Source organism: Nonomuraea sp. NPDC049486 (assembly GCF_040676925.1).
Classification (GTDB): Bacteria; Actinomycetota; Actinomycetes; order Streptosporangiales; family Streptosporangiaceae; genus Nonomuraea; species Nonomuraea ferruginea.
Genome location: NZ_JBFAPV010000001.1, coordinates 437,331 through 459,906, shown reverse-complemented (window position 1 = coordinate 459,906; position 22,576 = coordinate 437,331). Strand labels below are relative to the sequence as shown.

Sequence of the window (22,576 nt, the reverse complement as noted above, 5' to 3'; positions counted from 1 at the left end):
CGGCCGTGTCCACCTACCGCGTCCTGCTGGTCAGCATGCCCTGGCACGGGCTCGACCGCCCCTCGCTCGGGCTGAGCCTGCTCCAGGCCGCGCTCCGGCGCGACGGCGTGGCCTGCGACGTCCGCTATCTCGGCTTCGACCTCGCCGATCTCATCGGCCTGCCGGACTACCAGTGGGTGCAGGGCGGGCTGCCGCACACCGCCTTCGCCGGCGAGTGGCTGTTCGCCGCCGCGCTCCACGGCGAACGACCGGCGGCCGACGCCGCGTACGACGAGACCGTCCTGCGCGGCGTCCACCGGCAGCCCCAGGAGACGATCGCCAGGCTGCGGAGGCTGCGCGGCTCCTGCGCCCGCTTCCTCGACCGCTGCCTGGCCTCGATCGCCTGGACGGACTACGACCTCGTCGGGTTCACCTCCACCTTCGAGCAGAACCTCGCCTCGCTCGCGCTCGCCCGGCGGGTCAAGGAACGCCATCCCGGCGTCGTCACCGTCTTCGGCGGCGCCAACTGGGAAGGCGACATGGGCCACGAGCTGCACGCGCGCTTCCCGTTCGTGGACGTCGTCTGCGGCGGCGAGGCCGACGTGTCGTTCCCCGCCCTCGTCCAGCGGATGCGCGCCGGCGCGGCGGTGGACGAGGTGCCGGGCCTGATCGTGCGCAGGGACGGCGCGAGCGTCCGCACCCCGCCCGCCGCGCCGATCACCGACCTCGACGCCCTGCCAGTCCCCTGCTTCGACGCCTACTTCGACGCCCTCCGCGACAGCGCCGAGGGCGCCGCCGTCCGCCCCCGCCTGCTGCTGGAGACCTCGCGCGGCTGCTGGTGGGGGGCCAGGCACCACTGCACGTTCTGCGGGCTGAACGGCGAGGCGATGACCTTCCGCAGCAAGTCGCCCGAGCGCGTGCTGGACGAGATCGAGCACCTGACCCGGCGCCACGGCCTCACCACGGCCGGCGTCGTCGACAACATCCTCGACATGCGGTACTTCACCACGCTGCTGCCCGCGCTCGCCGCCGCCGGAGCGCCTGCCGACCTGTTCTACGAGGTCAAGGCCAACCTCAGCGCCGCCCAGGTGAAGCTGCTCGCCGACGCCGGGGTCCGCGAGATCCAGCCTGGCCTGGAGAGCCTCAGCGACCACGTGCTGGCGCTGATGCGCAAGGGGACCACGGCCCTGCGCAACATCCAGCTTCTCAAGTGGTGCGCGGAGTTCGGCGTCACCGCGCGCTGGAACCTGCTCTTCGGCTTCCCCGGGGAGACCGCCGAGGACTACGCGTCGATGCTGCCCCTGCTGGACGCGTGCGACTTCCTCCAGCCGCCGGACGGCATGGACGCCATCAGGCTCGACCGGTTCAGCCCTTTCCACCAGGATCCGGAGCGGTTCGGGATGACCGGCGTGCGGCCCATGGCGGTGTACCGGTGCCTCTACCCCTTCCCGGACGAGGCCCTGCGGCGCATCGCGTACTACTTCGACTTCGACTACGCCGACGGCATGCGCCCCCTGGACCACGCCGGGCCGGTCATGAAGCGGGTGCGGCGGTGGATCGAGCGCGGCGGCAACGGCACGCTCGCGCTGCTGGCGCACCCCGACGGCGGGCTGGTCCTGGTCGACACCCGCGACGAGCGGACGGTGTCGTTCCGGCTGACCGGCTGGCGGGCGGCGGTGTACGCCCGGTGCGACAGGGTCACGGCGGAGCGCGCGGCCGTCGCCGCCGGCACGGCCGCGGGGGCGACGGCCGAGGAGGTGCTCGCATTCCTCGCGGACTGCCTGCGGCGACGGCTCATGGTCCGGACCGGCGATCAGTGGCTGGCGCTGGGGATCCGCGTGCCGGCCAGGACGTCCGCCGACTCTCGACCTTGACGGGCACCCGGCTGTAAGTTCTCACTTACAGCCGAGGGACGGGAAGGAAGAACATGAGCACGGTCCACAGTGCCCACCCCCACCAGCGACTCACCTGGGTCCACCAGGTGACCAAACACGCCGGCGCACAGCCAGGACGGCCCGCCATACGGTTCAAGGGCGAGACGACGACCTGGGCCGAGCTGGACGAGCGCAGCCGCCGCCTGTCCGCCGCGCTCGAAGCCCGCGGCGTGGGCGAGGGCGACCGGGTCCTGGTGCTCCTGACCAACCGTCCCGAGTTCGTCGAGACACTGGTGGCGATCAACAGGCTCGGCGCCATCGCCGTCCCGGTCAACTTCCGGCTGGTCGCGGCCGAGGTCTCGTACCTCGCCGAGGACTCGGGCTCGTGCGCGATCGTGGTGGAGCAGCCGCTGGCCCCGGTGGTCGCCGCGGTGCGGGCGGGCAAGGAGGCCGAGCTGCCCTGCCTGGTCGTCGGCGACGCCCCGGACGCCGCCGGCGCGGGCGCGGAACGCTACGAGGAAGCCGTCGCGGGCGCGACGCCGAGCGGGGCGAGCGGCCCCGCCGACCTCGGCGCGGTCGCCCTGATCATGTACACGTCGGGGACGACGGGCCTGCCCAAGGGCGCCATGCTCACGTACGAGAACCTCCTCGGCCAGACGATCACCCTGCTGCAGACGTTGCGTCCGGGCGCCGACGAGATCTGCGTCGTCACCTCACCGATGTTCCACATCGCCGCGGTCGGCGTGATCGTGCCGAACCTCATCTTCGGCTACACCACCGTCATCACGCCGACCGGCGCCTTCGACCCCGAGGCGTTCCTCGACCTGGTCGAGTCGGAGCGGGTCACCAACGCCTTCCTCGTGCCGACCCAGTGGCAGGCCGTCTGCGCCAGCCCCACGCTCCCGCAGCGCGACATCCCGCTGCGCACCATCTCGTGGGGGGCCGCGCCCGCGACCCCGGCGATCCTACGGGCGATGGAGGCGGCCTTCCCCGGCGTGCCCAACGTGTCGGTGTTCGGGCAGACGGAGATGTCGCCCATCACCACGTCCCTGCCCGGCGAGGACGCCATCCGCAAGATCGGCTCGGTCGGCAAGCCCGTCCCCCTGGTCGAGGTGCGCGTGGTGGACCAGGACATGAACGACGTGCCCCAGGGCGAGATCGGGGAGATCGTCTACCGGGGCCCGCAGACCATGACGGGCTACTGGAACAACCCGGGGGCGACCGAGGAGGCGTTCCGGGGCGGCTGGTTCCACTCCGGAGACCTGGTCCGGGTGGACGAGGAAGGGTTCTTCTACGTCGTCGACCGCCTCAAGGACATGATCATCTCCGGTGGAGAGAATATCTACAGCGCCGAGGTCGAGGCCGTGCTCGCCGACCACCCCAAGGTCCGCGAGATCGCCCTGGTGGGCAGCCCGCACGAGAAGTGGGGCGAGACGCCCGTCGCCGTCGTGGTCCCGCGCGACGAGGCCGACCCGCCCACGGTGGCGGAACTGTCCGAGTTCTGCCTGACCCGGCTCGCCTCGTACAAGAAGCCGACCAAGGCCGTCGTGGTGAGCGAACTGCCGCGCAACGCCTCGGGCAAGATCCTCAAGAACCGCCTGCGCGACATGGTCAAGCAGGACTCCTGACGGAACGCGGAAAGCCCGGCCGGATGATCCGGCCGGGCTTTCCGCGTCTTCGAAGTGGAGGTGGCGGGAATCGAACCCGCGTCCTTCAACCCCAAGACAGGGCTTCTCCGGGCGCAGCCTGCTGTGCTTTTCTCAGCCCCGGCGATCACGCAGGCGAGTCGCCGACGGGCTCAGCCACTGTTTGGTTTCCCGATCACCCCCGTGGCCGGGTCGATCGGTTGAGCCTTCTGACGATGCCAGATCCCGAGCCGAAGGCACTCTCGGGCTGACAGAGGTTTCGCTACTTAGGCAGCGAGAGCCAGGGAACCCTGGCTGACCTCAGTGCGCTTAGAATTGGCACTTGTTGTTTGCGGTCACAGGATTAACGAGGTTATGTCCGCAGTCCTCGGCCCGCTTCTCCTGACTTGCAAGGTCAAAGTCGAAGCCAGTCACCCCCTGTGGAGTTGTCAACACGATCCCGGAGGATCGAGCATGACGACGATACCTCTGACAACACCCCAGATGCCAACTTGATTCCCGGCGAACGCCGTGGAGCCCCCGGAAGCGCAGCACAGCAGCATCACGCTCCCGGGGGCGACCGGCAGGGTCGAGCCGGTCAATGACGGCAGGACTTCCCCCGAGATGAAGTCCTGATCTCATCACGACGACTGGTCCCGCAACCCCCCGAGCGGGACCGGTCACTCATTAAGACGCAACCGGCCTGTCCGATGGTTGCTTCTTGTCACGAAAAAATCACGGAGCGTCGCCGAGGGCCGCGAAGAAGCTGCCGGCCACGGCGGCGGGGTTGTAGTTCCTGGTGAACACGGCGATGGCCAGGTCGCCCTGCCAGCCGACGAACCAGGCGTCGTTCTCCTTGCCGGTGGCGGCGGACGTCACGCCGTGGACGCGACCGCTGCCCGCCTGGGCGGGGGTGCCCTGGGCGCCCGCCCTCATCATGGCCGTCAACGCCTCGCGGACCTGCGGGTCGAGCTGCCGGGGCGGGGGCTGCGGCGCGGGCGTCACCTCGTCGGCGGCGTCGGGGGTGTCGGGCGCGGTGACCAGCACCGGCGGCCGCCAGGTGCCGGACGCCACCGCCCCCGCGACCAGGGCCATGCTGAGCGGGCTCACCTCGACGTTCTGGCCCGCGATGGCCTTGGCCTTGGCCGCGTCGCCGTCGAAGGCCGGCCGCGAGCCGCTGAACGACTTGAGCGGCAGCTGCCACGGCAGGCCGATGCCGAAGTTCTCGGCGCTCCGGGCCAGGTCGTCGCCGGTCACCCGGCGGGCGAGCGAGGCCAGCGCGGTGACGCAGCCCGCGGCGAAGTTCTGCTGGAAGGTGGGCGAGGAGCCGGTGACCTGGGCCGCGCTGACGAACCGGGCACCGCCGACCGTGCGCTCGGCCGGGCACGGGAGCTTCTGCTTGGTCTGCACCCCGGCCTTGAGTATGGCGTCGGCCGCCACGATGGAGAACGCGGTGCCGGCCGGGAAGCGGCCCGCCAGCGCGTCGTTCTGCTGGTGCAGGCCGCGGGTGGAGACCGCCCTGATCTCGCCGGTCGAGCTGTCGACCGCCACCAGGGCGCTGGCGCGGGTGCTGGAGACGGCGCGTTCGGCGGCGACCTGCACGCCGCTGTCGATCGTGGTCTGCACCGACCTGTTCTGACGGCCGGGCCACTGCTGCAGCGACGCCACCTCCTCGCCGGTGTTGAGGTCGAGGATGATCACCTGGGTCTCGGTGGAGCCTGTCAGGTAGCCCTGGTAGGCCTGCTGGAGCCCGCTCTGGCCGATCGAGTCGCCGGCCCGCTGGGGGCCGCCGAGCTTCTGCTCGGTCTCCGGGGTGAGCGCGCTGACCCGGCCGACGATCTGCTTGGGGCTCGCGGGGTCGACGGGCTGCTTCTCCGTGACGGTCTTGACCTCGGGGATGGCGTCGAGCTTCTGTCTCACCGACTGGTAGCGGGTGCGGCCGAAGGTGATCAGCGGCACGGTCTCGTTGGGCGGCGCGGACCGGATCCGGCTGAGCAGCCGGTCCTCCGCGTATCCGGTGATCTGGGACAGCTGCTTGACGACCTCCTCGGCGCGGTCGCCGAGCTGGGCGGGCACCACGCCGGCCACGTACAGGAACATGTCCTGCTGCAGCGGGTCGCCGCCGCGGTCGAGGACCGGCTGGCGCGGCTTCGGCTTGGCCTTGACCGCGAACCGCTGCCCCTCCTTGAGCTGGGGGTGCAGCACCGCCGGCGACCACTTCACCTTCCACATGCCGTCGTCGAGACGGAGCGGGAGCACGCTGTCGTACGTCCACAAGGGGTTGTTGTCGCCCAGGTCGACCTCGACGCCGAACTCGGCCTGCGACTCGTCGCCGGTCACCCGCACGCTCTTGATGCGGAACCGGAACGAGGCCGCGTCGAGCTGCAGCTTGGCGTCCGACAGCGCCTTGCGCACGACGGCGGGGTCACCGTCGGCGCGGGAGGCGGCCAGCTCGTAGTCGTTGGACTGCCAGCCGACGAGGAAGTCGCGCACCGCGTCGTGCGGCGACGCCTCCTCGAAGCAGCCGGTCAAGGTCATGCTCGCGATCGCCAGCGTGACGGTCGCGGCCAGCGTGCGGCGGACTCGGTTCATCGGTTGCGGTGACGCAGCGCCCGGGCCATCTCGCGCTTGGCCTGCTTCTCGGCCAGCGACTGCCGCTTGTCCCAGTCCTTCTTGCCTCTCGCGACGCCGATCTCGATCTTGGCCTTGCCGTCCTTGAAGTAGAGCTGGAGCGGCACGATCGTGAGCCCGCCCTCCTTGACCCGGGTGGCGAGCTTGTCGATCTCCTTGCGGTGGAGCAGGAGCTTGCGCTTGCGGCGGGCTGCGTGGTTGGTCCAGGTGCCCTGCGCGTATTCGGGGATGTGGACGTTGAACAGCCACGCTTCGCCGCCTTCGACGCTGGCGTAGCCGTCGACCAGTGAGGCGCGGCCCTCCCGCAACGACTTCACCTCCGTGCCCTGCAGGACCAGCCCCGCCTCGAAGGTGTCTTCGATGTGGTAGTCGTGCCGGGCACGCTTGTTCTGGGCGATGACCTTTCGCCCGGTCTCACGTGGCATGCTTCGACCTTACCGGCGTTTCGTCAGACCCTGAGGTATCGGCGGAGAGTGACGAACGATGCCAGGACACAGATCACCACACCGATGATCATAGTCAGGGTGATCACCGACGCCACGTCGTCCCAGCCGATCTGCGCCCCGCCGGACGACAGATACTGGGCGACCTCGTCGAACATGAAGACCTTGGTCACGATCAGCATGACCGCGGCGAACACGCCGCCGATCAGGCCCGCGATCATGCCTTCCATGACGAAGGGCAGCTGGATGTAGAGGTTGGAGGCCCCGACCAGCCGCATGATGCCCGTCTCCCGGCGGCGGTTGAACGCCGACAACCGCACCGTGTTGCCGATCAGCAGCGCGGCGGCGAGCACCAGGATGACGGCCACGATCAGGGCGGCCCAGCGCACCTTGTCGAGCATGGTGAAGAACTGGCTGATCAGGTCTCTCTGGTTGACCACCTGCGAGACGCCCGGCTGTCCCTGCAACGCCTGGATCACCGGCTGGTAGTTGTCCGGGTTGGCCAGCTTGACCCGGAACGAGGTCGGCATGTCCTCGACCTTGGTGGCGTCGCGCATGGGCTGGTTGGCGCTGAAGGCCTCCTGGAAGTTCTTGAAGGCCGTCGCCTGGTCCTCGTAGAAGACCTGCTCGACTCCGGGAAGCCCTTCGATCTGCTTCTGCAGCGCCTGGGTCTGCGCCTGGGTGACGGCCTTGCCCTTGCAGGCGGGCATGTCACTGTTCTTGGTGCAGAGGAAGACGGATACTTCGACCTTGTCGTACCAGTAGGTCGTCATCATGCCGACCTGGGCGTTGATCATCAAGCCGACGCCCAGCATCGCCATGCCGACCGCGACGGTGATGATGACCGCGATCGTCATGGTCAGGTTGCGACGGAGGCCGATCCAGACCTCGGAGAAGATGAAGTTCGCCCGCATGATTGTGTCTACTGCTCCCTGTCAGTACGCCTGGCCGTACACGCCACGCGACTGGTCGCGGACGATCTTGCCGTCCTCCAGCTCCACGACACGCTTGCGCATGGAGTCGACGATGGCCGCGTCGTGCGTGGCCATGACGACCGTGGTGCCGGTCCTGTTGATCCGGTCGAGCACCTTCATGATGCCGATGCTCGTCGCGGGGTCGATGTTGCCCGTCGGCTCGTCGGCCAGCAGGATCATGGGCCGGTTGACGAACGCCCGGGCCATGGCGACGCGCTGCTGCTCGCCGCCGGACAGCTCGTCGGGCATGCGGTGGGCCTTGCCTTCCAGGCCGACCAGCTCGATGACCTCCGGCACCACCTTGCGGATGAACCGCCGCGGCTTGCCGATGACCTCGAGCGCGAACGCCACGTTCTCGTAGACGTTCTTGTTCGGGAGCAGCCTGAAGTCCTGGAACACGCAGCCGATGCGGCGGCGCAGGTGAGGCACCTTGAAGTTGGAGAGGCGGGCCAGGTCCTTGCCGGCGACGTGGATCGCGCCGGAGTTGGGCCGCTCCTCCTTGAGAATCAGACGGAGGAAGGTGGACTTGCCTGATCCCGAAGGACCGACGAGGAACACGAACTCACCCTTGTCCACGTCGACAGAGACGTGGTCCAGGGCGGGCCTGTTCTGGTTCGCGTAGACCTTGGTGACATTATCGAAATGGATCACGAGAGCATCACGGCATGCCAGTCTAGGGGTCAGGACGGAAGCGAGGGTGGCACATGCCCACTTCCCGCCACGCACCGATCGGGGACGCCCAGCTTTACCATTGATCGACGTTCCGATTGGCTGGAGCACAGTCTAGAGGGAAGACTGGCATGGAACGTCCATAACGGAAACAAAACGATTGTGCGGCTAGACTTGGGGCTGACATGAGTTGCCAACACCTCGTATGCGCGCAGTGCGCGCACCCCGTCATCGAAGGCCGCTGCGCCCTCTGCCGAGCCAACCGCGAGCGGCTGCACGGTCATGGCTTCGCCGGCCTGTCACCCGCCCTGATCGCGGTCGTCCTCCTCGTGGCGCTCTTCGCGACCCTGGTGCTCGAACACCTACTGGGCGTCTGACTCCTGGCGGCGCATCCAGCGGATCTCCGACTCGATGAACTGGTCGAGATCGCCGTCGAGCACCGCGCTCGGGTTGCCCGCCTCCGTGGCCGTCCGCAGGTCCTTCACGATCTGGTACGGGTGAAGGACGTAGTTGCGGATCTGCGTGCCCCATGACGTGGTCGTCGCCCCGCGCAGCTCCGACATCTTCTCCGCCTCCTCCTGCCGCTTGCGCTCGAGCAGCTTGGCCTGGAGGACGTTCATGGCGGTCGCGCGGTTCTGCAGCTGGGAGCGCTCGTTCTGGCAGGAGACGACGATGCCGGACGGCAGGTGGGTGATGCGCACGGCCGAGTCGGTCGTGTTGACGCCCTGGCCGCCGGGGCCCGACGAGCGGTAGACGTCGACGCGGATCTCGTCTTCGTTGATGTCGATGTGGTCGGTCTGCTCGACGACCGGCACCACGTCCACGCCCGCGAACGAGGTCTGGCGGCGCCCCTGGTTGTCGAACGGGCTGATGCGCACCAGCCGGTGGGTGCCGTGCTCGCCCCTGAGCGTGCCGTAGGCGTAGGGCGCCTTGATCGCGAAGGTGGCCGACTTGATGCCCGCCTCTTCCGCGTACGAGGTCTCGTAGACCTCCGTGGGGTAGCCCTTGCGCTCGGCCCAGCGGAGGTACATCCGCAGCAGCATCTCCGCCCAGTCGGCCGCGTCGACGCCGCCCGCCTGGGAGTTGATGGTCATCAGGGCCTCGCGCGAGTCGTACTCGCCCGACAGGAGGGTGCGGACCTCCAGCGCGCCGATGTCGGAGCGCAGCGAGACCAGCTCCTTGTCGGCCTCGGCGCGGGTGTCGTCGTCGGCCTCCTCGGCCGCGAGCTCGTACAGGACCGAGAGGTCGTCGAGGCGGCGGCTCAGGCCGTCGACGCGGTTGAGCTCGCCCTGGAGGTGGGAGAGCTTGCTGGTGACCTTCTGCGCCTTGTCCGGCTCGTCCCACAAATCGGGGGCGGCGACCTGCGTCTCCAGCTCCTCGATCTGCTTGCGCATGGAGTCGAGGTCGAGCACGTCCTGGATGCTGCGGAGCGTGCCGGCGAGCTCGTTGATTGCGTCTGCCGGATCGATGTCTGCCACGCCTCCTTAGAGTACGCGACCGGCGGGGGTGCCGAATAACATGGCCAGGTGCGTGTACACGGTCGGCGTAAGGCGCTGACGCTCGCCGCCGTCCTGCTGGCGGGGGCGTCCGGCTGCTCGGGTTCCGCCGCGGATCCTTCGCGCACCCCCACGGCCGCCTCGCCGAGCCCGTCCGCCGACCCGACGCCCGCCGAGCCCGAGGTGACGCTCGCCGAGGCGGGCGAGGTGTTCACCACCTTCGTTGCCACCGACAGCGTCCTGCGCGCCTCCGGCGACCTGCGGCTCGCCATGGAGTACGTACGCGACTCGGAGGCCCGGCTGACCGCCGTCGCCTACCTGTCCAGCGGCGGCCGGCCGCCCCGTCACGAGTGGGGCTCCCCCACCCTGTACGTGCCGCGCTTCGCCGAGGGCGCCCAGGCGGTGTGGTTCTCGGTGCTGGCCGACCGCGACGGCGAGCCGACCATGCTGACCTTCGCCAGAAACGGCGACTGGCGGCTCAGCGCCGCCTCCCGGCTGCTCGACCCCGCGCACCGGCCCGACGTCGCCCTCGACGACCAGGGGTACGCCACCGCGATCGCCGGCGACGACCGGAGCGTCACCATCCGCCCCCAGCTCATCGGCCCTCTGCACGCCACCGTGGCCGAGACGGGCACCGACGGCGTCGCGGCCGGCCTCATCGCCGACGGCCCCTACACCACCGACGTCGCCAGCCAGATCACCGAGGCCAGGCAGAAGGCCAAGAAGGCCGGCTTCAGCTACGACTCCATCTTCCAGGCCGGCGACCACCCCGTGTACGCCCTGCGCACCGGCGACGGAGGCGCGATCATCCAATACTCGCTCTCCCGCACCACCACGACCACGACCAAGACGGCCGAGGACGACTACATCCCGGTGCCCGACTCGGCGCGCTGGTCGATCTCGGCGCCGGTGGTGCGGCGCAACCTCCGGCTCACCGAGATCCACACGTACGTGACCGCGGTCCCCCCGGCGACGGCCCCGGCCGCGGCGGAGGTCGTCGGCCACGAAGGGGCGCTGACGAAGGCGACCGGGCAGTGAACGGGGTCAGTCCTCCGGGAGCAGGGTGCCGAGCGGCCCGAGATCGAGGTTGAGGTCGGCAGGCGTCAGGCCGAACCGCTCGCACAGCTCGGTCATGGCCTCCTCCAGCCTCATCAGGGTCAGCCCCACCGCCTCCAGCTGCTCCCCGGACAGCTCGCCGCGGTCCATCCGCCGCACACACTGACGCTCCACGAGCTGACGGATCAGCTCGATCAGCGTCAGCACCAGGCGGCTCAGGTCACGATGCACCGAGTCGGCGTCGGTCTCCAGCCGCCACTCCCCCGGTTTCACCGCCTGCCGGTCAGTCCGCTCTGTCATGCCGCATCCCTCCGTCTACCGCGTCGCCCTCCCGTACCGACACCAGCAACGCCCGCAGGGAGATCCGTACGAGGTCGATGCCGGAAATGGACAGCACCACGTCGCCCGTCACCACCACCCCGCCCGCCAGCAGGCGGTCCAGCAGGTCGACGAGCGCCACCCGCTGCTCGGGCAGGCGTCCCTCGGCGGCGAGCCGGCCCCCTCTCGGCTCAGGAGGCGTCACCGTACGCCGTCTCACCGTCGTGGCCGAGCGCGGCGAAGGAGTAGGGCGCCCAGGGGCCCACGAGCTCCAGGGTGACGCCCCGTTCGGCCGGGTCCTCGACCACCCGGGCGAACTCGGCGGCGCGTGCCTCGTCCACCAGGTAGGCGCCGTTGAGCACCATCTGCTCCCGCCGCCCTGACAGCTGCGGGTCCTGGGCCCGGTGCCGGGTGCCGGCCACGGCGATGCCCATCAGCGCCTCGTGCACGGCCTGGGCGTGCTCGGCGGCCCGGCGCCAGCCGTCCTCACGTCCGCGCAGGGCCGCCCGGCGGCGGTTCAGGTAGGCGGCTCCCGGCGCCGCGTCCGGGGTTTCCGCCACCGGCTCGGCGGGACTCGCGACGGCGTAGGCCTTCACGCCCCACTCCCACCGGCCCGACACCCGGCGCAGCACCTCCTCGAACTGGGCGTGCCGCTCGTCGAGGAGCTCCCGGACCTGCGCCTCACCCGTGTAGACGGTGACCAGCCGCACGGGGGCCGTGGGGCCCCGGCGGGCGACGGCCTCCACGACCCGGTGATGGGCGCGCGCGATCTCCTCCAGCCAGGCGAGGTCCTCCATCGAGCGCCGCAGCGACTCCTCGCCGAACTCCTGGAGCGACACCGTGCTGATGAAGGCGGCCAGGCCCCGGTGCGCCAGACGGCGCACGGGGGCACCGGCGACGCCTGCCGGGCCGTCGGGCTCGCCGCCCTCGTCACGGGTCACCGCGTACAGGTAGACGCCCTGCTCAGCGTCCACGCTCGACCGCCTCCGGCTCGTGGGCGGCTTCCGCCCGCGTGGCGACGATCTCCTCCAGCGCCGCGAGGCGGCGGCGCAGCTTGCGGTTCTGCTTGGCCAGCTCGTGGGCGTCGCCGGTCAGCCACGGGTCGTGCTCCCACCAGTCGATGCCCATCTCCCTGGCCGTGTCGACCGAGGCGATGAGCAGGCGGAGCTTGATCGTCAGCAGCTCGATGTCGAGCAGGTTCACCTGGATGTCGCCGGCGATCACCACGCCCCGGTCGAGCACCCGTTCCAGGATGTCCCCCAGGTTGGCCGACTCGCGGCCGCTGTAACCCTGCTGCTGCATCGAGGACCCGGGAACGTACGGGCCCGACCTCACGGCGCTCACCGCGGGCTCTCGGCGGGGTCGCCGCTGCCCCGCTTGTAGCGGCGCACCCGGCGGTAGGACAGCAGTTCGCCCTCCATGTCGAGGTCGATCTCGTAGAGAGCCAGGGTGTCGCCGGACGACGGGATCCGGCGGTCCTCCACGATCTCCACGCCCACCAGCCACCCGTCGTCCGACGGCTCGACCCGTGTGACGCTCTCGGTGTCCTTGCCGGTCAGCTCGCTCATCATGCGCAGCCCCATGTCGGCCGCCGCGGCGGCCGGGATGTCCGCGGAACGCGAGCGAGGCGGCTCCTCGCCGCCGTCGTCCGCTCCCTTTCCGCCTGACGCGTGCTTGCGCTCGGTCCCCTGCCTGGCAGGCACGAAATCACCCCCGTATCCGCTGGTGCGGCCCCCGCCTCACCAGCCGGTCATCCCCTGCAGGATCTCCTCGACCGCCCGGGCCTCCTCCTCCTCGGAGATCCGACCGGCGGCCCTGGCCTGCTCCACCTCTTCCAGGCGGCGCCGGACCACGGCCGGATCGCGCAGCTCCCGCTCGACCTCGTCTCTCAGGAGCTCGCCGAGCTTGACGACCGAGTAGATCGGCAGCAGCGGCCAGCCAAAGAGCAGCGTCCCCAGTCCCAACGATGTTCACTCCTCCACGACGTCGTGTCCGTGGTCAGGCCGTACCCACGAAGTCGTACGGAGCCATCGGCCCGAGCAGGCGAACCTCGACGCGGCCCGACCACCGGCGGGCCAGTTCGTCCACGGCCTGTTCGAACTCGGCCTGTCTGTCCCGCTCCACCAGCGCGGCCACGTGCGCGGCCTCGCGCTCGTGGCCGACGTCGCGTACGACCAGTTGTTCGCACACATCGGAGAGGGCTTCCAGCACCGTCGCCGTGTCCGTCTCCCGTTTGCCGGCGATCGCGTGCTCGATGATCTCTCCCAGGCGCATGCGCTCGTTGCGCGTCGCGTCCTCGGGCAGGCCGGCGATCCGATCCCTGAGCGTCGCGGCCTCCTCGTTCTCCTCCAGCACCTCCCTCAGGATCGTCCGCTCGTCGTACCGGGCGTTGACCACGTACTGCGTCCGGCCCTCCACCTCACGCAGGGCGTCGACGAACGCGTCGTGGTACGGCTTCAGCAGCTCCTCCAGGACGGCGTCGGAGCCGGTCAGCACCGCCCCGAACCGGAACGGCAGCACCGGCACCTCCGCCGCCGTCTGGTCGAGCAGCGTCTGGTGCGCCCGCAGGTCCCGCGGCCGGCCCAGCGGCCGGTCGGCCCGGACGTCGCTCACCAGGGCCGCGATCTCGCCGAAGGTCACCAGTCCCACCTGGCCGCCGGGTTCTCCGACACCCTCAGTCCCGGGCTCCACTTCGACATCCACGGGTACGATCCCGTACACGTAGGACGCGGTGCCGTTCACGTCCGCCGATGAGGTGTCCGCGGGCCGGGCGGCCTCTCCGCGTGGTGACATCTCAGTCATCCTCTCTGAGGCGTGCCTCGCGGGGGTGTTCCTCGGGCACGTCCTCGACCTCGTCGGCGGCGGCTTCGAGCGCGGGCTCCTCGCCCTGGTCGACGGACTTGGCCTGCGTCACGCCCTGGACGACCTCGGGCAGGTCCTTCTGCGTGGTCGACAGGTCGAGGCGGTTGACCGCCTCAGCGAAGCGCAGGTAGGTGTCGACGCTGGCCACGACGATCCGGGCGTCCACGGTCAGCACCTCGATGCCGACCAGTGAGACGCGGACGAAGGCGTCGATGACCAGGCCCTTGTCGAGAATGGTGTCGATGACGTCCGCGAGATTCGTCCCCGAGCTGCCGCCGCCGGCAGGCGAGCCGCGACCGGCAGGTTGCACGGTCATGTCATACCCCCTGGTAGTGGCCGACCGGCCCTGACGGGGTTACTCGGATCTGGCCCGACGGCGGCGCACCGGCCGCTCGGGCTCGGGAGCCGGGCGTCTGGACGTCGTGCCACGACGCCGCGCGGTGGCGGGCCGTCTGGGCGGCTCCTCCTCCTCGGGCTCCTCTTCCTCGGGCTCCTCTTCCTCGGGCTCCTCTTCCTCGGGCTCCTCTTCCTCGGGCTCCTCTTCCTCGGGCTCCTCTTCCTCTTCTTCCTCCTCCTCAGGCTCCTCCTCAGGCTCCTCCTCGGGTTCCTCTTCTTCCTCCTCCTCTTCGGGTTCCTCTTCCTCCTCGCCTTCGGGCTCTTCGGCTTCCGCCCGCTCGCCCTCTTCAGGCTCCTCGGGCTCCTCTTCCTCCTCGCCCTGCTCGCCCTGCTCGGCCTGCTCCTCCTGGACCGCGGTCTCGTGATCCTTGACGACCTCGCTGTCGCGGATCTCGCCGCGCCAGCCCTCAAGCTCGTCGGGGTTCTGCAGGAGGTGTGCCATCACGTGCCGCCGGAAGTGCTTGAGCTCCAGTCGCACCCGTCGTCCCTGCGCGCGCCACAAGTTGCCGGTCCGCTCGAACAGGCCCTGCGGGTGGTACTCCAGCACCACCAGGACCCGGGTCAGGTCGGGAGTGATCTCGTGGAAGGTCACCGCCCCGTCGACGCGACCCTTCTCCCCCTCCGAGCGCCAGATGATCCGCTGGTCCGGGATCTGCTCGATGATGGTCGCCTTCCAGCTCCGGTGCGACATGAAGACCTGGGCTTTCCAGGTGAGCTCCTCGTCGGAGTCCTGCTTGACGGTCTCGACCTTCTTCATGAAGGTCGGGAAGTCCTGGAACTGGGTCCACTGGTCGTACACCAGACGGCGGGGCGCGCCGACGTCGATCGACTCCACGATGTTGGTGACCTTCTCGTGGCCTCGTCCGCCACCGCCACCACCGCCGGTGATCTTCTGCATCACGCCCTTGAGCCCGCCCTTGAGCCCGCCCTTGAGAGCCCCGCCCAGGAAGCCGCCCGATTTGTCCGAGCCCGTCACCGCGCTCATCAAACTCTTGCCCCCGTGTTCCACGTAGTCGGTGAGCCGGCCTGTCAGGCCTTCAATCTTGTCCCCCGCGGAGGACAGCACTCGCGTCCCCGCGGCCTGCAGGAGACCCTGAGCCGACTCCACCAGCCGGCTCATCGGCAGGCCGCCGGCGACTCCCTCGCCGGCCTCGGCCGCCTTCCCGGCGACCCCCTGGCCGGTCTCCGCCGCCTTCCCCGCGACTCCCTGGCCGGTTTCGGCCGCCTTCCCTGCGGTGTCCTTGACCTGGTCCCCGGCCGTTTCCGTCGCGGCTTCGCCGGTCTGGCGGGCCGTTCTCCCCGCCTTTCCTGCCACTCCCCGGACGGCACCGGTCGCCGCCTTCCTCAATCTCTCCGCATCAGCCACTTCGCTCACCCCCGTGACTGGCCGGCCCGCCGGACGGGACGCGTGCGCCGACGTGCCCCCTCACCTTCGGCCTTTTCCTGCGTCCGCGCCGGCCGCTTGGCCCGCGCCGGCTCCTCGGCCTCTTCCTCTTCGCCCTCCTCCTCGCCGGTCTCCTCGCCGGCCTCCTCTTCAGGCTCTTCCTCGTAGTCCTCTTCTTCGCCTTCTTCGCCTTCTTCGTCGCGGGACGCCTGTTTGGTGACCTTGTCCGCGGCTTCTCCGACACCGCCGAGTGACCCCGCACGCTCCTGCAGCCTCTGGCTCAGAGAGTCGATCTGCCTGCTCGCCGCGGTCATGACCGCCGTCTTGCCGGCCTCCACGAGCTCGCCACGAAGGCGTTCGGTGATCTGCTGGAGCTCCGGGGTCGAGCCGAGCGCCTTGACGCCCTGCGCGAGCGGGCCCCCGTTGCCACAGCTCGCACGCCCCGCCAGCCCCGCCGCCGCCAGAGCCGCCGCCGTGCGCAGCTTCCGGCGCCTTCCGAGGCAATAGCCGGCGAGTACGGCGAAGGCCACCTGCAACTTGTTCGACATGATCAGCGCTCCTTCCGCTCGCTCACCATCTCGACGAACACTGGTGCAGTGCAGGCGGACAGACCCGAATGTGCTGGTGCCTGTTCGCCGCGGCATGCCCTACCCGCAATTCGGACAAAGCACCTTATTCGGTGAAAAGTGGCGCAGACTTGACGCGAGGCGCGTCCATCCGGACCACTGGTGAAACCCACCTCGTCCGGGGCGCCACCGGCCGATCAGGCGCCACCCCGGACGACGGGCTCAGGCCTCCGTGCGCGGGAGGCTGGTCGACGAGACCAGGGTGCGGATGGCGCGGAGCGCCACCGACAGCGTGGCCAGGTCGAAGTTGTCGCTCTCCCAGATCTCGGAGAGCGTCTGCCTGCTGCGCCCGACCGCCGCCGAGTTCGCCTCCACCCACCTGGCCAGCCGCTCCTCGGGGGGCAGCCCGGAGGAGCTGTGGGCCAGGACGTCGCGGGTGAGCGAGGCGTGGGCGGCGTAGAGGTCGTCGCGGAGGGCGGCGCGGGCCATCGCGTTCCACCGGCTGTCGCGGGGCAGCGCGATGATGCGCTCCCTGAGGCGGGCCAGTTGGAGACGGTCGGCGAGGTCGAAGTAGACCTCGGCGACCTCGTTGACCGGGCGGCCGCTGATGGAGGCGATCTCCACCAGGTCGAAGGTGGAGTACGCGGGCACCATGGCGGCCACCCGCTCGGCCAGGTCGGCGGGGACGCCGCGGGCCACGAAGGAGTCGCGGCGGTCCTCGAAGGCGGCCAGGTCGGGGCCGGTGAGCAGCTTGGGCAGGTGGCCGAGGAGGCCGTTGACGCCCTTGACGAAGAAGCCGACCGAGCCCGCCAGGTCGAGCGGCGGGCGGCGGTTCGTGAGCAGCCACCGGGTGCCGCGCTCACCCAGCTTGCGCGCCTCCAGCAGCATGGCGAGCTGGGTGGCGGTGTCGATCTCGTTGTCCAGCGACTCCACCTTGCGGTGGAAGCTGGCCAGGTCGAAGACCTCACGCGTGACGAGGAAGGCCCGCACGATGTCGGGCAGCGAGGCGCCGGTCTCCTCGCCGACCCGGAACAGGAACGTGGTCCCCATGGAGTTGACCAGGTCGTTCACAATGCCGGTGACGATGATCTCGCGCCGCAGCGGGTGCGCGTCCATGTACGCCCGGAACCGCTCGCGCAGCGCCGACGGGAAGTACGAGACGAGCCGGGGCGCGAGGTACGGGTCGTCGGGAAGCTCGGTGCCGAGCAGTTCGGCGTCGGCGACGAGCTTGGTGTAGGCGAGCAGGACGGAGAACTCCGGCGCGGTCAGCCCGAGCCTGGACTGGCGGCGCTCGGCGAGCGCCTTGTCCGACGGCAGGAACTCCAGACCCCGGTTGACCCGGCCGTCGCGTTCGAGGCGGCGCAGGTAGCGGGCGTGGATGTGGAGCATCTCGACGGCCTGGGCGCGGGCGGCGGCCAGGACGACGTTCTGCGCGTAGTTGTCGCGCAGAACCAGCTCGGCCACCTCGTCGGTCATGGAGGTGAAGACCTGGTTGCGCTGCTTGTCGGTCATCTCGCCGTCGCGGACCACCTGGTCCAGCAGGATCTTGATGTTGACCTCGTGGTCGGAGGTGTCGACGCCGGCGGAGTTGTCGATGAAGTCGGTGTTGATGAGACCGCCGTCGAGCGCGAACTCTATGCGGGCGAGCTGGGTGAAGCCGAGGTTGCCGCCTTCGCCGACGACCTTGCAGCGCAGGTCGGCGGCGTCGACCCGGAGCGAGTCGTTGCCCTTGTCGCCGACGTCGGCGTGGGTCTCGGCGCTGGACTTGACGTAGGTGCCGATGCCGCCGTTCCACAGCAGGTCAACGGGGGCGCGCAGGATGGCGCTGATCAGGTCGTTGGGCGCCAGTGAGGTCACGTCGCCGGGCAGGCCCAGCGCGTCGCGGATCTGCGGGGTGAGCTGGACGGACTTGGCGGTACGGGGGAACACGCCGCCGCCCTTGGAGATGAGCGAGGCGTCGTAGTCGGCCCAGGAACTGCGCGGCAGTTCGAAGAGACGGCGCCGCTCGGCGTAGGAGCGGGCCGCGTCGGGGCTGGGGTCGATGAAGATGTGGCGGTGGTCGAAGGCGGCCACCAGCCGGATGTGCTGGGACAGCAGCATGCCGTTGCCGAACACGTCGCCCGACATGTCGCCGATGCCGGCCACGGTGAAGTCGGTGGTCTGCACGTCCACGCCCATGGTGCGGAAGTGGTACTTGACCGACTCCCAGGCGCCGCGGGCGGTGATGCCCATGGCCTTGTGGTCGTACCCGATGGATCCGCCGGAGGCGAAGGCGTCGCCGAGCCAGAACCCGTACTCCTTGGCGACCCCGTTGGCGATGTCGGAGAACGTCGCGGTGCCCTTGTCGGCCGCGACCACCAGGTAGGTGTCGTCGCCGTCGTGCCTGACGGTGTCGGGCGGCGGCACGACCTTGCCGTCGACCAGGTTGTCGGTGACGTCGAGCAGGCCGGAGATGAACATCCGGTAGCACTCGACGCCTTCGGCGAGCAGGTCCTCCCGGGAACCGGTCACGGGCGGACGTTTCACCACGAACCCACCCTTGGAGCCGGTGGGGACGATGACCGTGTTCTTCACCATCTGGGCCTTGACCAGGCCGAGGATCTCCGTCCGGAAGTCCTCCATCCGGTCCGACCAGCGCAGCCCGCCCCTGGCGACCTTGCCGTAGCGCAGGTGGACGCCCTCCACCCGGGGCGAGTACACGAAGATCTCGTACTTCGGCCGCGGCAGCGGCAGCACGCTGATCGCCTGCGGGTCGAACTTGAGCGAGATGTACGGCTTCCGCTTCCCGTCGACGGTCTGGAAGTAGTTCGTGCGGAGGGTCGCCTCGATCATCTCCAGGTACGCGCGCAGGATCCGGTCCTCGTCCAGCGAGGCCACCTCGTCCAGCGCTCCCAGGATCTCCTCCTTGAGCGCCCCCGTCAGGTCCTCGCGCACCTCGCCGTCGCGGCGCGGGTCCAGGCGGGACTCGAACAGGCGCACCAGCAGCCGGGACAGCCGCACGTTGCCCAGCAGGACCTGCTCGATGTAACGCTGGGAGAAGTTGCTGCCGGCCTGGTGCAGGTACTTGGCGTAGACGCGCAGGATCTCGACCTGCTCCGTGGTCAGCCCGGCCTTCAGGATGAGCGCGTTGAAGTCGTCGGCCGGCGCCCGCCCGTGCCAGAGCGCCATCAGCCCGTCCTGGAAGAGCCGCTTGAAGTCGCCCCGCTCGATCTCGGGTGACGGGGTGTAGCGCAGCCCGAAGTCGTAGATCCAGGCGTTCTTCGTGGCCGGGTCGTTGTCGCGGTCGATCTCGTACGGGCGCTCGTCCACCACCTCGACCCCGAGGCGCTGGATCATCGGCAGCATCTTCGACAGCGAGATGGACGACCCGAGCCGATAGACCTTGAGCCGCCGCTCCCCCTCCGCAGCGTCGTACGGCTCGTACAGGTTGAGGTCGATCTCGTCGCCGCCCGCGCCGTCGAGGTGCTCCAGCCGGCGCAGGTCGGCCACGGCCACCTGGGGCTGGAAGTCGGCCTTGTACGCCTCGGGGAAGGCGACGTGGTAGCGCTTGACCAGCCCAGGGGCCTCCTCCTCGGAGGTCATCTCCCTGATGGCCGCGCCGAGGTCGTCCTCCCAGGAGCGGGTGATCGCGGCCAGCCGCGCCTCCAGCTCCTCGACGTCCACGCCCGGCGCCGGGAGCTGCTTGCCCCGCTCGCCGCGGATGACGACGTGCAGCCGGGCCAGCGCGGACTCGCCTATCGACGCCCGGTAGTCGAGACCCTTGCCGCCCAGCGCCTTGAGCAGCAGCTCCTGCATCTGCAGGCGGACCATGGTGGTGTAGCGGTCGCGCGGCAGGTAGATCAGGCACGAGATGTAGCGGCCGTAGTCGTCGCGCCGCAGGAACAGCTTGACCTGCTTGCGCTCGCGCAGCCGCAGCACGCCCAGCGCGATCGGCAGCAGCTGCTCGGTCGAGGTCTGGAACAGCTCGTCGCGGGGGAACGTCTCCAGGATCTCGATGAGGTCCTTGCCGTCGTGGCTCTCCGCGGTCAGCCCTGCGGCCTCGATCACGGCCGCCAGCTTGCGGCGCAGCACCGGGATGCGGGAGATGGACTCGTTGTACGCGACGTGCGTGAAGAGGCCGAGGAAGCGGCGCTCGCCGACGACCTCGCCCTCGGGCGAGAAGAGCTTGACGCCGATGTAGTCGAGGTAGGCGTCGCGGTGGACGGTGGCGCGGGAGTTGGCCTTGGTGATGATGAGCAGCTGCTTCTCGCGGGCCCTGGCGCGCAGCTCGGCGGGGAGCGAGGAGAAGCTGTCGGAGTGCACCTTGTCGTCGCGCAGGATGCCGAGCGCGGCGCCCGGCAGGGCGCGCAGCGTCTCGCCCTCCTCGCCGCTCTCCAGGCGGTACTCGCGGTAGCCGAGGAAGGTGAAGTGCCCGTCGGCGAGCCAGCGCAGCAGGTCGAGGCTGTCCTCGGCCTCGGCGGGCGGCAGCGGCGGCGGGTTCACCGCCAGGTCCTCGGCGGTCTGCAGGGCCAGCGCGCGCATCTTGCGGAAGTCCTCGACCGCGTGGCGCACGTCGGTGAGCACCCGCTGCAGGTCGGTCTCCAGGGCCTTGAGCAGCGCGGGGTCGGACTGGCGGTCGATCTCGACGTGGATCCACGACTCGACCAGCATCTGCCCGGTGACGTCCTCCTGGCCGCTGCCGAGGATCTTGCCGGTCAGGTCGCGGCGGACCCGGATCTGCGGGTGGACCACGAGGTGGACGCCGATGCCGTGCCGGTCGAGCTCCATCGTGACGGAGTCGACGAGGAACGGCATGTCGTCGGTGACCACCTCGACCACCGAGCGGCCGGGGTCCCAGCCGTTCTCGTCCAGGGTGGGGGTGTAGGCCCGGACCACCGGCCTGCCCTGCGGGCGGGTCTCGGCCAGCTGCCGCTGCGACATCGCCGGACCGTACACGTCCACCAGATTGCGGTCGAGCAGATCGTCGGGGGGCACGTGCCGGTAGTAGACGCGCAGGAAGGTCAGTGCCTCCTCGGGGCTCACATGGTCGCTGCCCACCGCGCACCGTTGCGCGGCTCGCTGGAGCAGCTCATCCTTGGCCTCGTCGAGCGGCATTTCGCTCTCACTCCTTTGTGAGGGTTAGCCATGGCGGGGTTGGAGCCAGGCTTTGAGTTCCCACCACAGCGGGAAATAGTACATTTCACTACGGACATGCCCGTATGGACTGAAAACTTCCGGCCGGCGGGACATCGGCCCCGAACGCAAGAAAGTCCTGGGGGCGTCATCGTCTCCCAGGACCTCGACCTGCTCGACCAGCCGGAGGCGGCCGCCGTAGGACAACCGGCGGCCCTCCTCACCGAACTGCCTGTCGCGAGGGACGGTCGCATCGTCGTCGATGCCCACCGCACACCTCCCCCACATCCCCGGTGAAGCGAAACCGGGCGCACGCCTCGCCGTACCGATACCACCCGAAAAGGGCAAAGACGTCAACGTGACATCGACATCGGCGGGTCGTCTTCGGATGCGGAGGGCGCCTGCTTGAGCTCGTCGAGCCGGTCCGGCACTTCGGCCAGTTCGACAAGCTCAGCCTGGCACTGCTCGCACACCTCGAGGTGGCGCTCGAACGCCTCGTGCTCCGAATCATCGAGCACGCCGAGGACGTAGGCGGCCACCCCGTCATGCATCAGCCGGCTACCCCCTTGTCCCGCAGAAGTTCACGGAGAGCCCGGATGCCGTAGTAGAGCCGGGACTTCACCGTGCCCGGCGGGATCCCCAGAATCGCCGCCGCTTCACTTATCGTACGGTCCCGTAGGTAGGTCTGCTCAATAACTTCGCGGTGTTCGTCCGACAGGCTGCGCAGAGCGTCCGCCACGACGATCGCGGACAGCGCTCTCTCGGAGCCGTCGGGCACCGCCATCATGTCGACTTCCGGGGGCTCGACCTCATGAGGCCGAACACTCTTTCGCCGACGTCCGTCAATGACGATCCGGCGGGCCACGGTCAGCAGCCACGCCCAGAGGAGGCCCGGTTCCCACTGCAGTCTGGCCGAGTTGCGCCAGGCCCGGACGAGCGTCTCCTGCACCACATCCTCAGCCCATTGCAGATCGTTACCGGTCGACTTACGTACATGGCGCAGTAGAGGGCCGCCGAACTCCTGGTACAGCACCGCGATGCGGTGCTCCGCCTCGGCATCAGCACTCTCGAACCTGCCGTCGAGGTGACTCAGCACGGGGCACATCTTTACACCTTCGTTATCAGTCCGGTAGCCACTCCGATAACTCCAGTTATTTCTAACTATTCCTCAGGATGGGTGAACCGGCCGTG

22 protein-coding genes, 1 other RNA gene and 1 pseudogene are annotated in these 22,576 nt (G+C 69.6%); 4 read left to right on the top strand and 20 right to left on the bottom strand.

The window, feature by feature from the left end:
• The first annotated feature begins 5 nt into the window (after positions 1 to 5).
• Entirely contained in the window at positions 6 to 1,853 is a 1,848-nt protein-coding gene (locus AB0K05_RS02215) for a RiPP maturation radical SAM C-methyltransferase (protein ID WP_364225805.1), read from the top strand.
• 53 nt (positions 1,854 to 1,906) lie between these two features.
• Entirely contained in the window at positions 1,907 to 3,481 is a 1,575-nt protein-coding gene (locus AB0K05_RS02210) for a long-chain-fatty-acid--CoA ligase (protein WP_271279098.1), read from the top strand.
• Between the two features lie 52 nt (positions 3,482 to 3,533).
• Here the strand turns inward: AB0K05_RS02210 and ssrA are convergent.
• The 5 genes from ssrA to ftsE form a co-directional block, all read right to left on the bottom strand.
• Positions 3,534 to 3,917: a transfer-messenger RNA gene (ssrA, locus tag AB0K05_RS02205) on the bottom strand.
• Between the two features lie 296 nt (positions 3,918 to 4,213).
• On the bottom strand, positions 4,214 to 6,070 hold the full coding sequence (locus AB0K05_RS02200; RefSeq protein WP_364225802.1) for a penicillin-binding transpeptidase domain-containing protein: 1,857 nt from the start codon (positions 6,068 to 6,070) through the stop codon (positions 4,214 to 4,216).
• Positions 6,067 to 6,534 (bottom strand): SsrA-binding protein SmpB, encoded by a 468-nt coding sequence (gene smpB, locus AB0K05_RS02195; protein ID WP_148034181.1) that lies wholly within the window; start codon positions 6,532 to 6,534, stop codon positions 6,067 to 6,069. Before smpB ends, AB0K05_RS02200 begins: the two co-directional genes overlap by 4 nt.
• A 23-nt stretch (positions 6,535 to 6,557) precedes the next feature.
• Positions 6,558 to 7,466, bottom strand: coding sequence for a permease-like cell division protein FtsX (ftsX, locus tag AB0K05_RS02190; RefSeq protein WP_148034182.1), 909 nt, complete (start codon positions 7,464 to 7,466; stop codon positions 6,558 to 6,560).
• Positions 7,467 to 7,487: 21 nt separating this feature from the next.
• Positions 7,488 to 8,177 carry a cell division ATP-binding protein FtsE gene (gene ftsE / locus AB0K05_RS02185; protein WP_091079803.1) on the bottom strand — a complete coding sequence of 230 codons (690 nt, stop codon included), beginning with the start codon at positions 8,175 to 8,177 and terminating at the stop codon, positions 7,488 to 7,490.
• Between the two features lie 203 nt (positions 8,178 to 8,380).
• On the opposite strand from ftsE, the gene AB0K05_RS02180 reads away from it, so the two are divergent.
• Positions 8,381 to 8,572, top strand: a complete 192-nt coding sequence (locus tag AB0K05_RS02180; protein WP_219543539.1) for a hypothetical protein — start codon at positions 8,381 to 8,383, stop codon at positions 8,570 to 8,572.
• On the opposite strand, the gene prfB is transcribed toward AB0K05_RS02180, so the two are convergent.
• Entirely contained in the window at positions 8,558 to 9,673 is a 1,116-nt protein-coding gene (prfB, locus tag AB0K05_RS02175; protein ID WP_271279097.1) for a peptide chain release factor 2, read from the bottom strand. The genes AB0K05_RS02180 and prfB overlap by 15 nt on opposite strands.
• A 48-nt stretch (positions 9,674 to 9,721) precedes the next feature.
• On the opposite strand from prfB, the gene AB0K05_RS02170 reads away from it, so the two are divergent.
• Positions 9,722 to 10,729 carry a hypothetical protein gene (locus AB0K05_RS02170; protein WP_364225796.1) on the top strand — a complete coding sequence of 336 codons (1,008 nt, stop codon included), beginning with the start codon at positions 9,722 to 9,724 and terminating at the stop codon, positions 10,727 to 10,729.
• Between the two features lie 6 nt (positions 10,730 to 10,735).
• Here AB0K05_RS02170 and AB0K05_RS02165 read toward each other — a convergent pair whose 3' ends face one another.
• The 14 genes and pseudogenes from AB0K05_RS02165 to AB0K05_RS02100 form a co-directional block, all read right to left on the bottom strand.
• Entirely contained in the window at positions 10,736 to 11,047 is a 312-nt protein-coding gene (locus tag AB0K05_RS02165) for a gas vesicle protein K (protein WP_271279095.1), read from the bottom strand.
• The gene (gvpJ, locus tag AB0K05_RS02160; RefSeq protein WP_148034187.1) at positions 11,031 to 11,270 is read right to left on the bottom strand and encodes a gas vesicle protein GvpJ; all 240 of its coding nucleotides are present in this window, start codon (positions 11,268 to 11,270) and stop codon (positions 11,031 to 11,033) included. The genes AB0K05_RS02165 and gvpJ (AB0K05_RS02160) overlap by 17 nt, the downstream gene beginning before the upstream one ends.
• A complete protein-coding gene (locus tag AB0K05_RS02155) occupies positions 11,257 to 12,039 on the bottom strand; it encodes a GvpL/GvpF family gas vesicle protein (RefSeq protein WP_364225791.1) in 783 nt (260 codons plus the stop codon). The genes gvpJ (AB0K05_RS02160) and AB0K05_RS02155 overlap by 14 nt, the downstream gene beginning before the upstream one ends.
• Positions 12,029 to 12,367 carry a gas vesicle protein GvpJ gene (gene gvpJ, locus AB0K05_RS02150; RefSeq protein WP_271279105.1) on the bottom strand — a complete coding sequence of 113 codons (339 nt, stop codon included), beginning with the start codon at positions 12,365 to 12,367 and terminating at the stop codon, positions 12,029 to 12,031. Before gvpJ (AB0K05_RS02150) ends, AB0K05_RS02155 begins: the two co-directional genes overlap by 11 nt.
• 38 nt (positions 12,368 to 12,405) lie before the next feature.
• Entirely contained in the window at positions 12,406 to 12,768 is a 363-nt protein-coding gene (locus tag AB0K05_RS02145; protein WP_308248795.1) for a gas vesicle protein, read from the bottom strand.
• Positions 12,769 to 12,804: 36 nt separating this feature from the next.
• Positions 12,805 to 13,029 carry a gas vesicle protein GvpG gene (locus AB0K05_RS02140; RefSeq protein WP_148034189.1) on the bottom strand — a complete coding sequence of 75 codons (225 nt, stop codon included), beginning with the start codon at positions 13,027 to 13,029 and terminating at the stop codon, positions 12,805 to 12,807.
• 34 nt (positions 13,030 to 13,063) lie between these two features.
• Entirely contained in the window at positions 13,064 to 13,858 is a 795-nt protein-coding gene (locus AB0K05_RS02135; RefSeq protein ID WP_271279092.1) for a GvpL/GvpF family gas vesicle protein, read from the bottom strand.
• Between the two features lie 175 nt (positions 13,859 to 14,033).
• A pseudogene (gene gvpJ, locus AB0K05_RS02130) lies at positions 14,034 to 14,243 on the bottom strand (gas vesicle protein GvpJ); the annotation flags it as partial.
• Positions 14,244 to 14,282: 39 nt separating this feature from the next.
• Entirely contained in the window at positions 14,283 to 15,638 is a 1,356-nt protein-coding gene (locus AB0K05_RS02125) for an SRPBCC family protein (protein WP_364225786.1), read from the bottom strand.
• Positions 15,639 to 15,694: 56 nt separating this feature from the next.
• Positions 15,695 to 16,255, bottom strand: a complete 561-nt coding sequence (locus AB0K05_RS02120) for a hypothetical protein (protein ID WP_364225783.1) — start codon at positions 16,253 to 16,255, stop codon at positions 15,695 to 15,697.
• Between the two features lie 240 nt (positions 16,256 to 16,495).
• Positions 16,496 to 21,367: an NAD-glutamate dehydrogenase gene (locus tag AB0K05_RS02115; protein ID WP_364225780.1), complete on the bottom strand. Its 4,872-nt coding sequence runs from the start codon at positions 21,365 to 21,367 to the stop codon at positions 16,496 to 16,498.
• A 24-nt stretch (positions 21,368 to 21,391) separates the two neighbouring features.
• The gene (locus tag AB0K05_RS02110; RefSeq protein ID WP_364225777.1) at positions 21,392 to 21,655 is read right to left on the bottom strand and encodes a hypothetical protein; all 264 of its coding nucleotides are present in this window, start codon (positions 21,653 to 21,655) and stop codon (positions 21,392 to 21,394) included.
• An 83-nt stretch (positions 21,656 to 21,738) separates the two neighbouring features.
• A complete protein-coding gene (locus AB0K05_RS02105; protein ID WP_148034194.1) occupies positions 21,739 to 21,936 on the bottom strand; it encodes a zf-HC2 domain-containing protein in 198 nt (65 codons plus the stop codon).
• Entirely contained in the window at positions 21,936 to 22,490 is a 555-nt protein-coding gene (locus AB0K05_RS02100; protein ID WP_246639336.1) for a sigma-70 family RNA polymerase sigma factor, read from the bottom strand. The genes AB0K05_RS02105 and AB0K05_RS02100 overlap by 1 nt, the downstream gene beginning before the upstream one ends.
• Between the last annotated feature and the right edge of the window lie 86 nt (positions 22,491 to 22,576).

Coding starts and splice junctions, on each gene's coding strand:
- ftsX (WP_148034182.1), bottom strand. CDS start 7,466: ATGCGGGCGAACTTCATCTTCTCCGAGGTCTGGATCGGCCTCCGTCGC.
- AB0K05_RS02100 (WP_246639336.1), bottom strand. CDS start 22,490: ATGTGCCCCGTGCTGAGTCACCTCGACGGCAGGTTCGAGAGTGCTGAT.
- AB0K05_RS02180 (WP_219543539.1), top strand. CDS start 8,381: ATGAGTTGCCAACACCTCGTATGCGCGCAGTGCGCGCACCCCGTCATC.
- AB0K05_RS02115 (WP_364225780.1), bottom strand. CDS start 21,367: ATGCCGCTCGACGAGGCCAAGGATGAGCTGCTCCAGCGAGCCGCGCAA.
- AB0K05_RS02165 (WP_271279095.1), bottom strand. CDS start 11,047: ATGACAGAGCGGACTGACCGGCAGGCGGTGAAACCGGGGGAGTGGCGG.
- AB0K05_RS02210 (WP_271279098.1), top strand. CDS start 1,907: ATGAGCACGGTCCACAGTGCCCACCCCCACCAGCGACTCACCTGGGTC.
- AB0K05_RS02200 (WP_364225802.1), bottom strand. CDS start 6,070: ATGAACCGAGTCCGCCGCACGCTGGCCGCGACCGTCACGCTGGCGATC.
- AB0K05_RS02105 (WP_148034194.1), bottom strand. CDS start 21,936: ATGCATGACGGGGTGGCCGCCTACGTCCTCGGCGTGCTCGATGATTCG.
- AB0K05_RS02120 (WP_364225783.1), bottom strand. CDS start 16,255: ATGTCGAACAAGTTGCAGGTGGCCTTCGCCGTACTCGCCGGCTATTGC.
- smpB (WP_148034181.1), bottom strand. CDS start 6,534: ATGCCACGTGAGACCGGGCGAAAGGTCATCGCCCAGAACAAGCGTGCC.
- gvpJ (WP_271279105.1), bottom strand. CDS start 12,367: ATGCAGCAGCAGGGTTACAGCGGCCGCGAGTCGGCCAACCTGGGGGAC.
- AB0K05_RS02135 (WP_271279092.1), bottom strand. CDS start 13,858: ATGTCACCACGCGGAGAGGCCGCCCGGCCCGCGGACACCTCATCGGCG.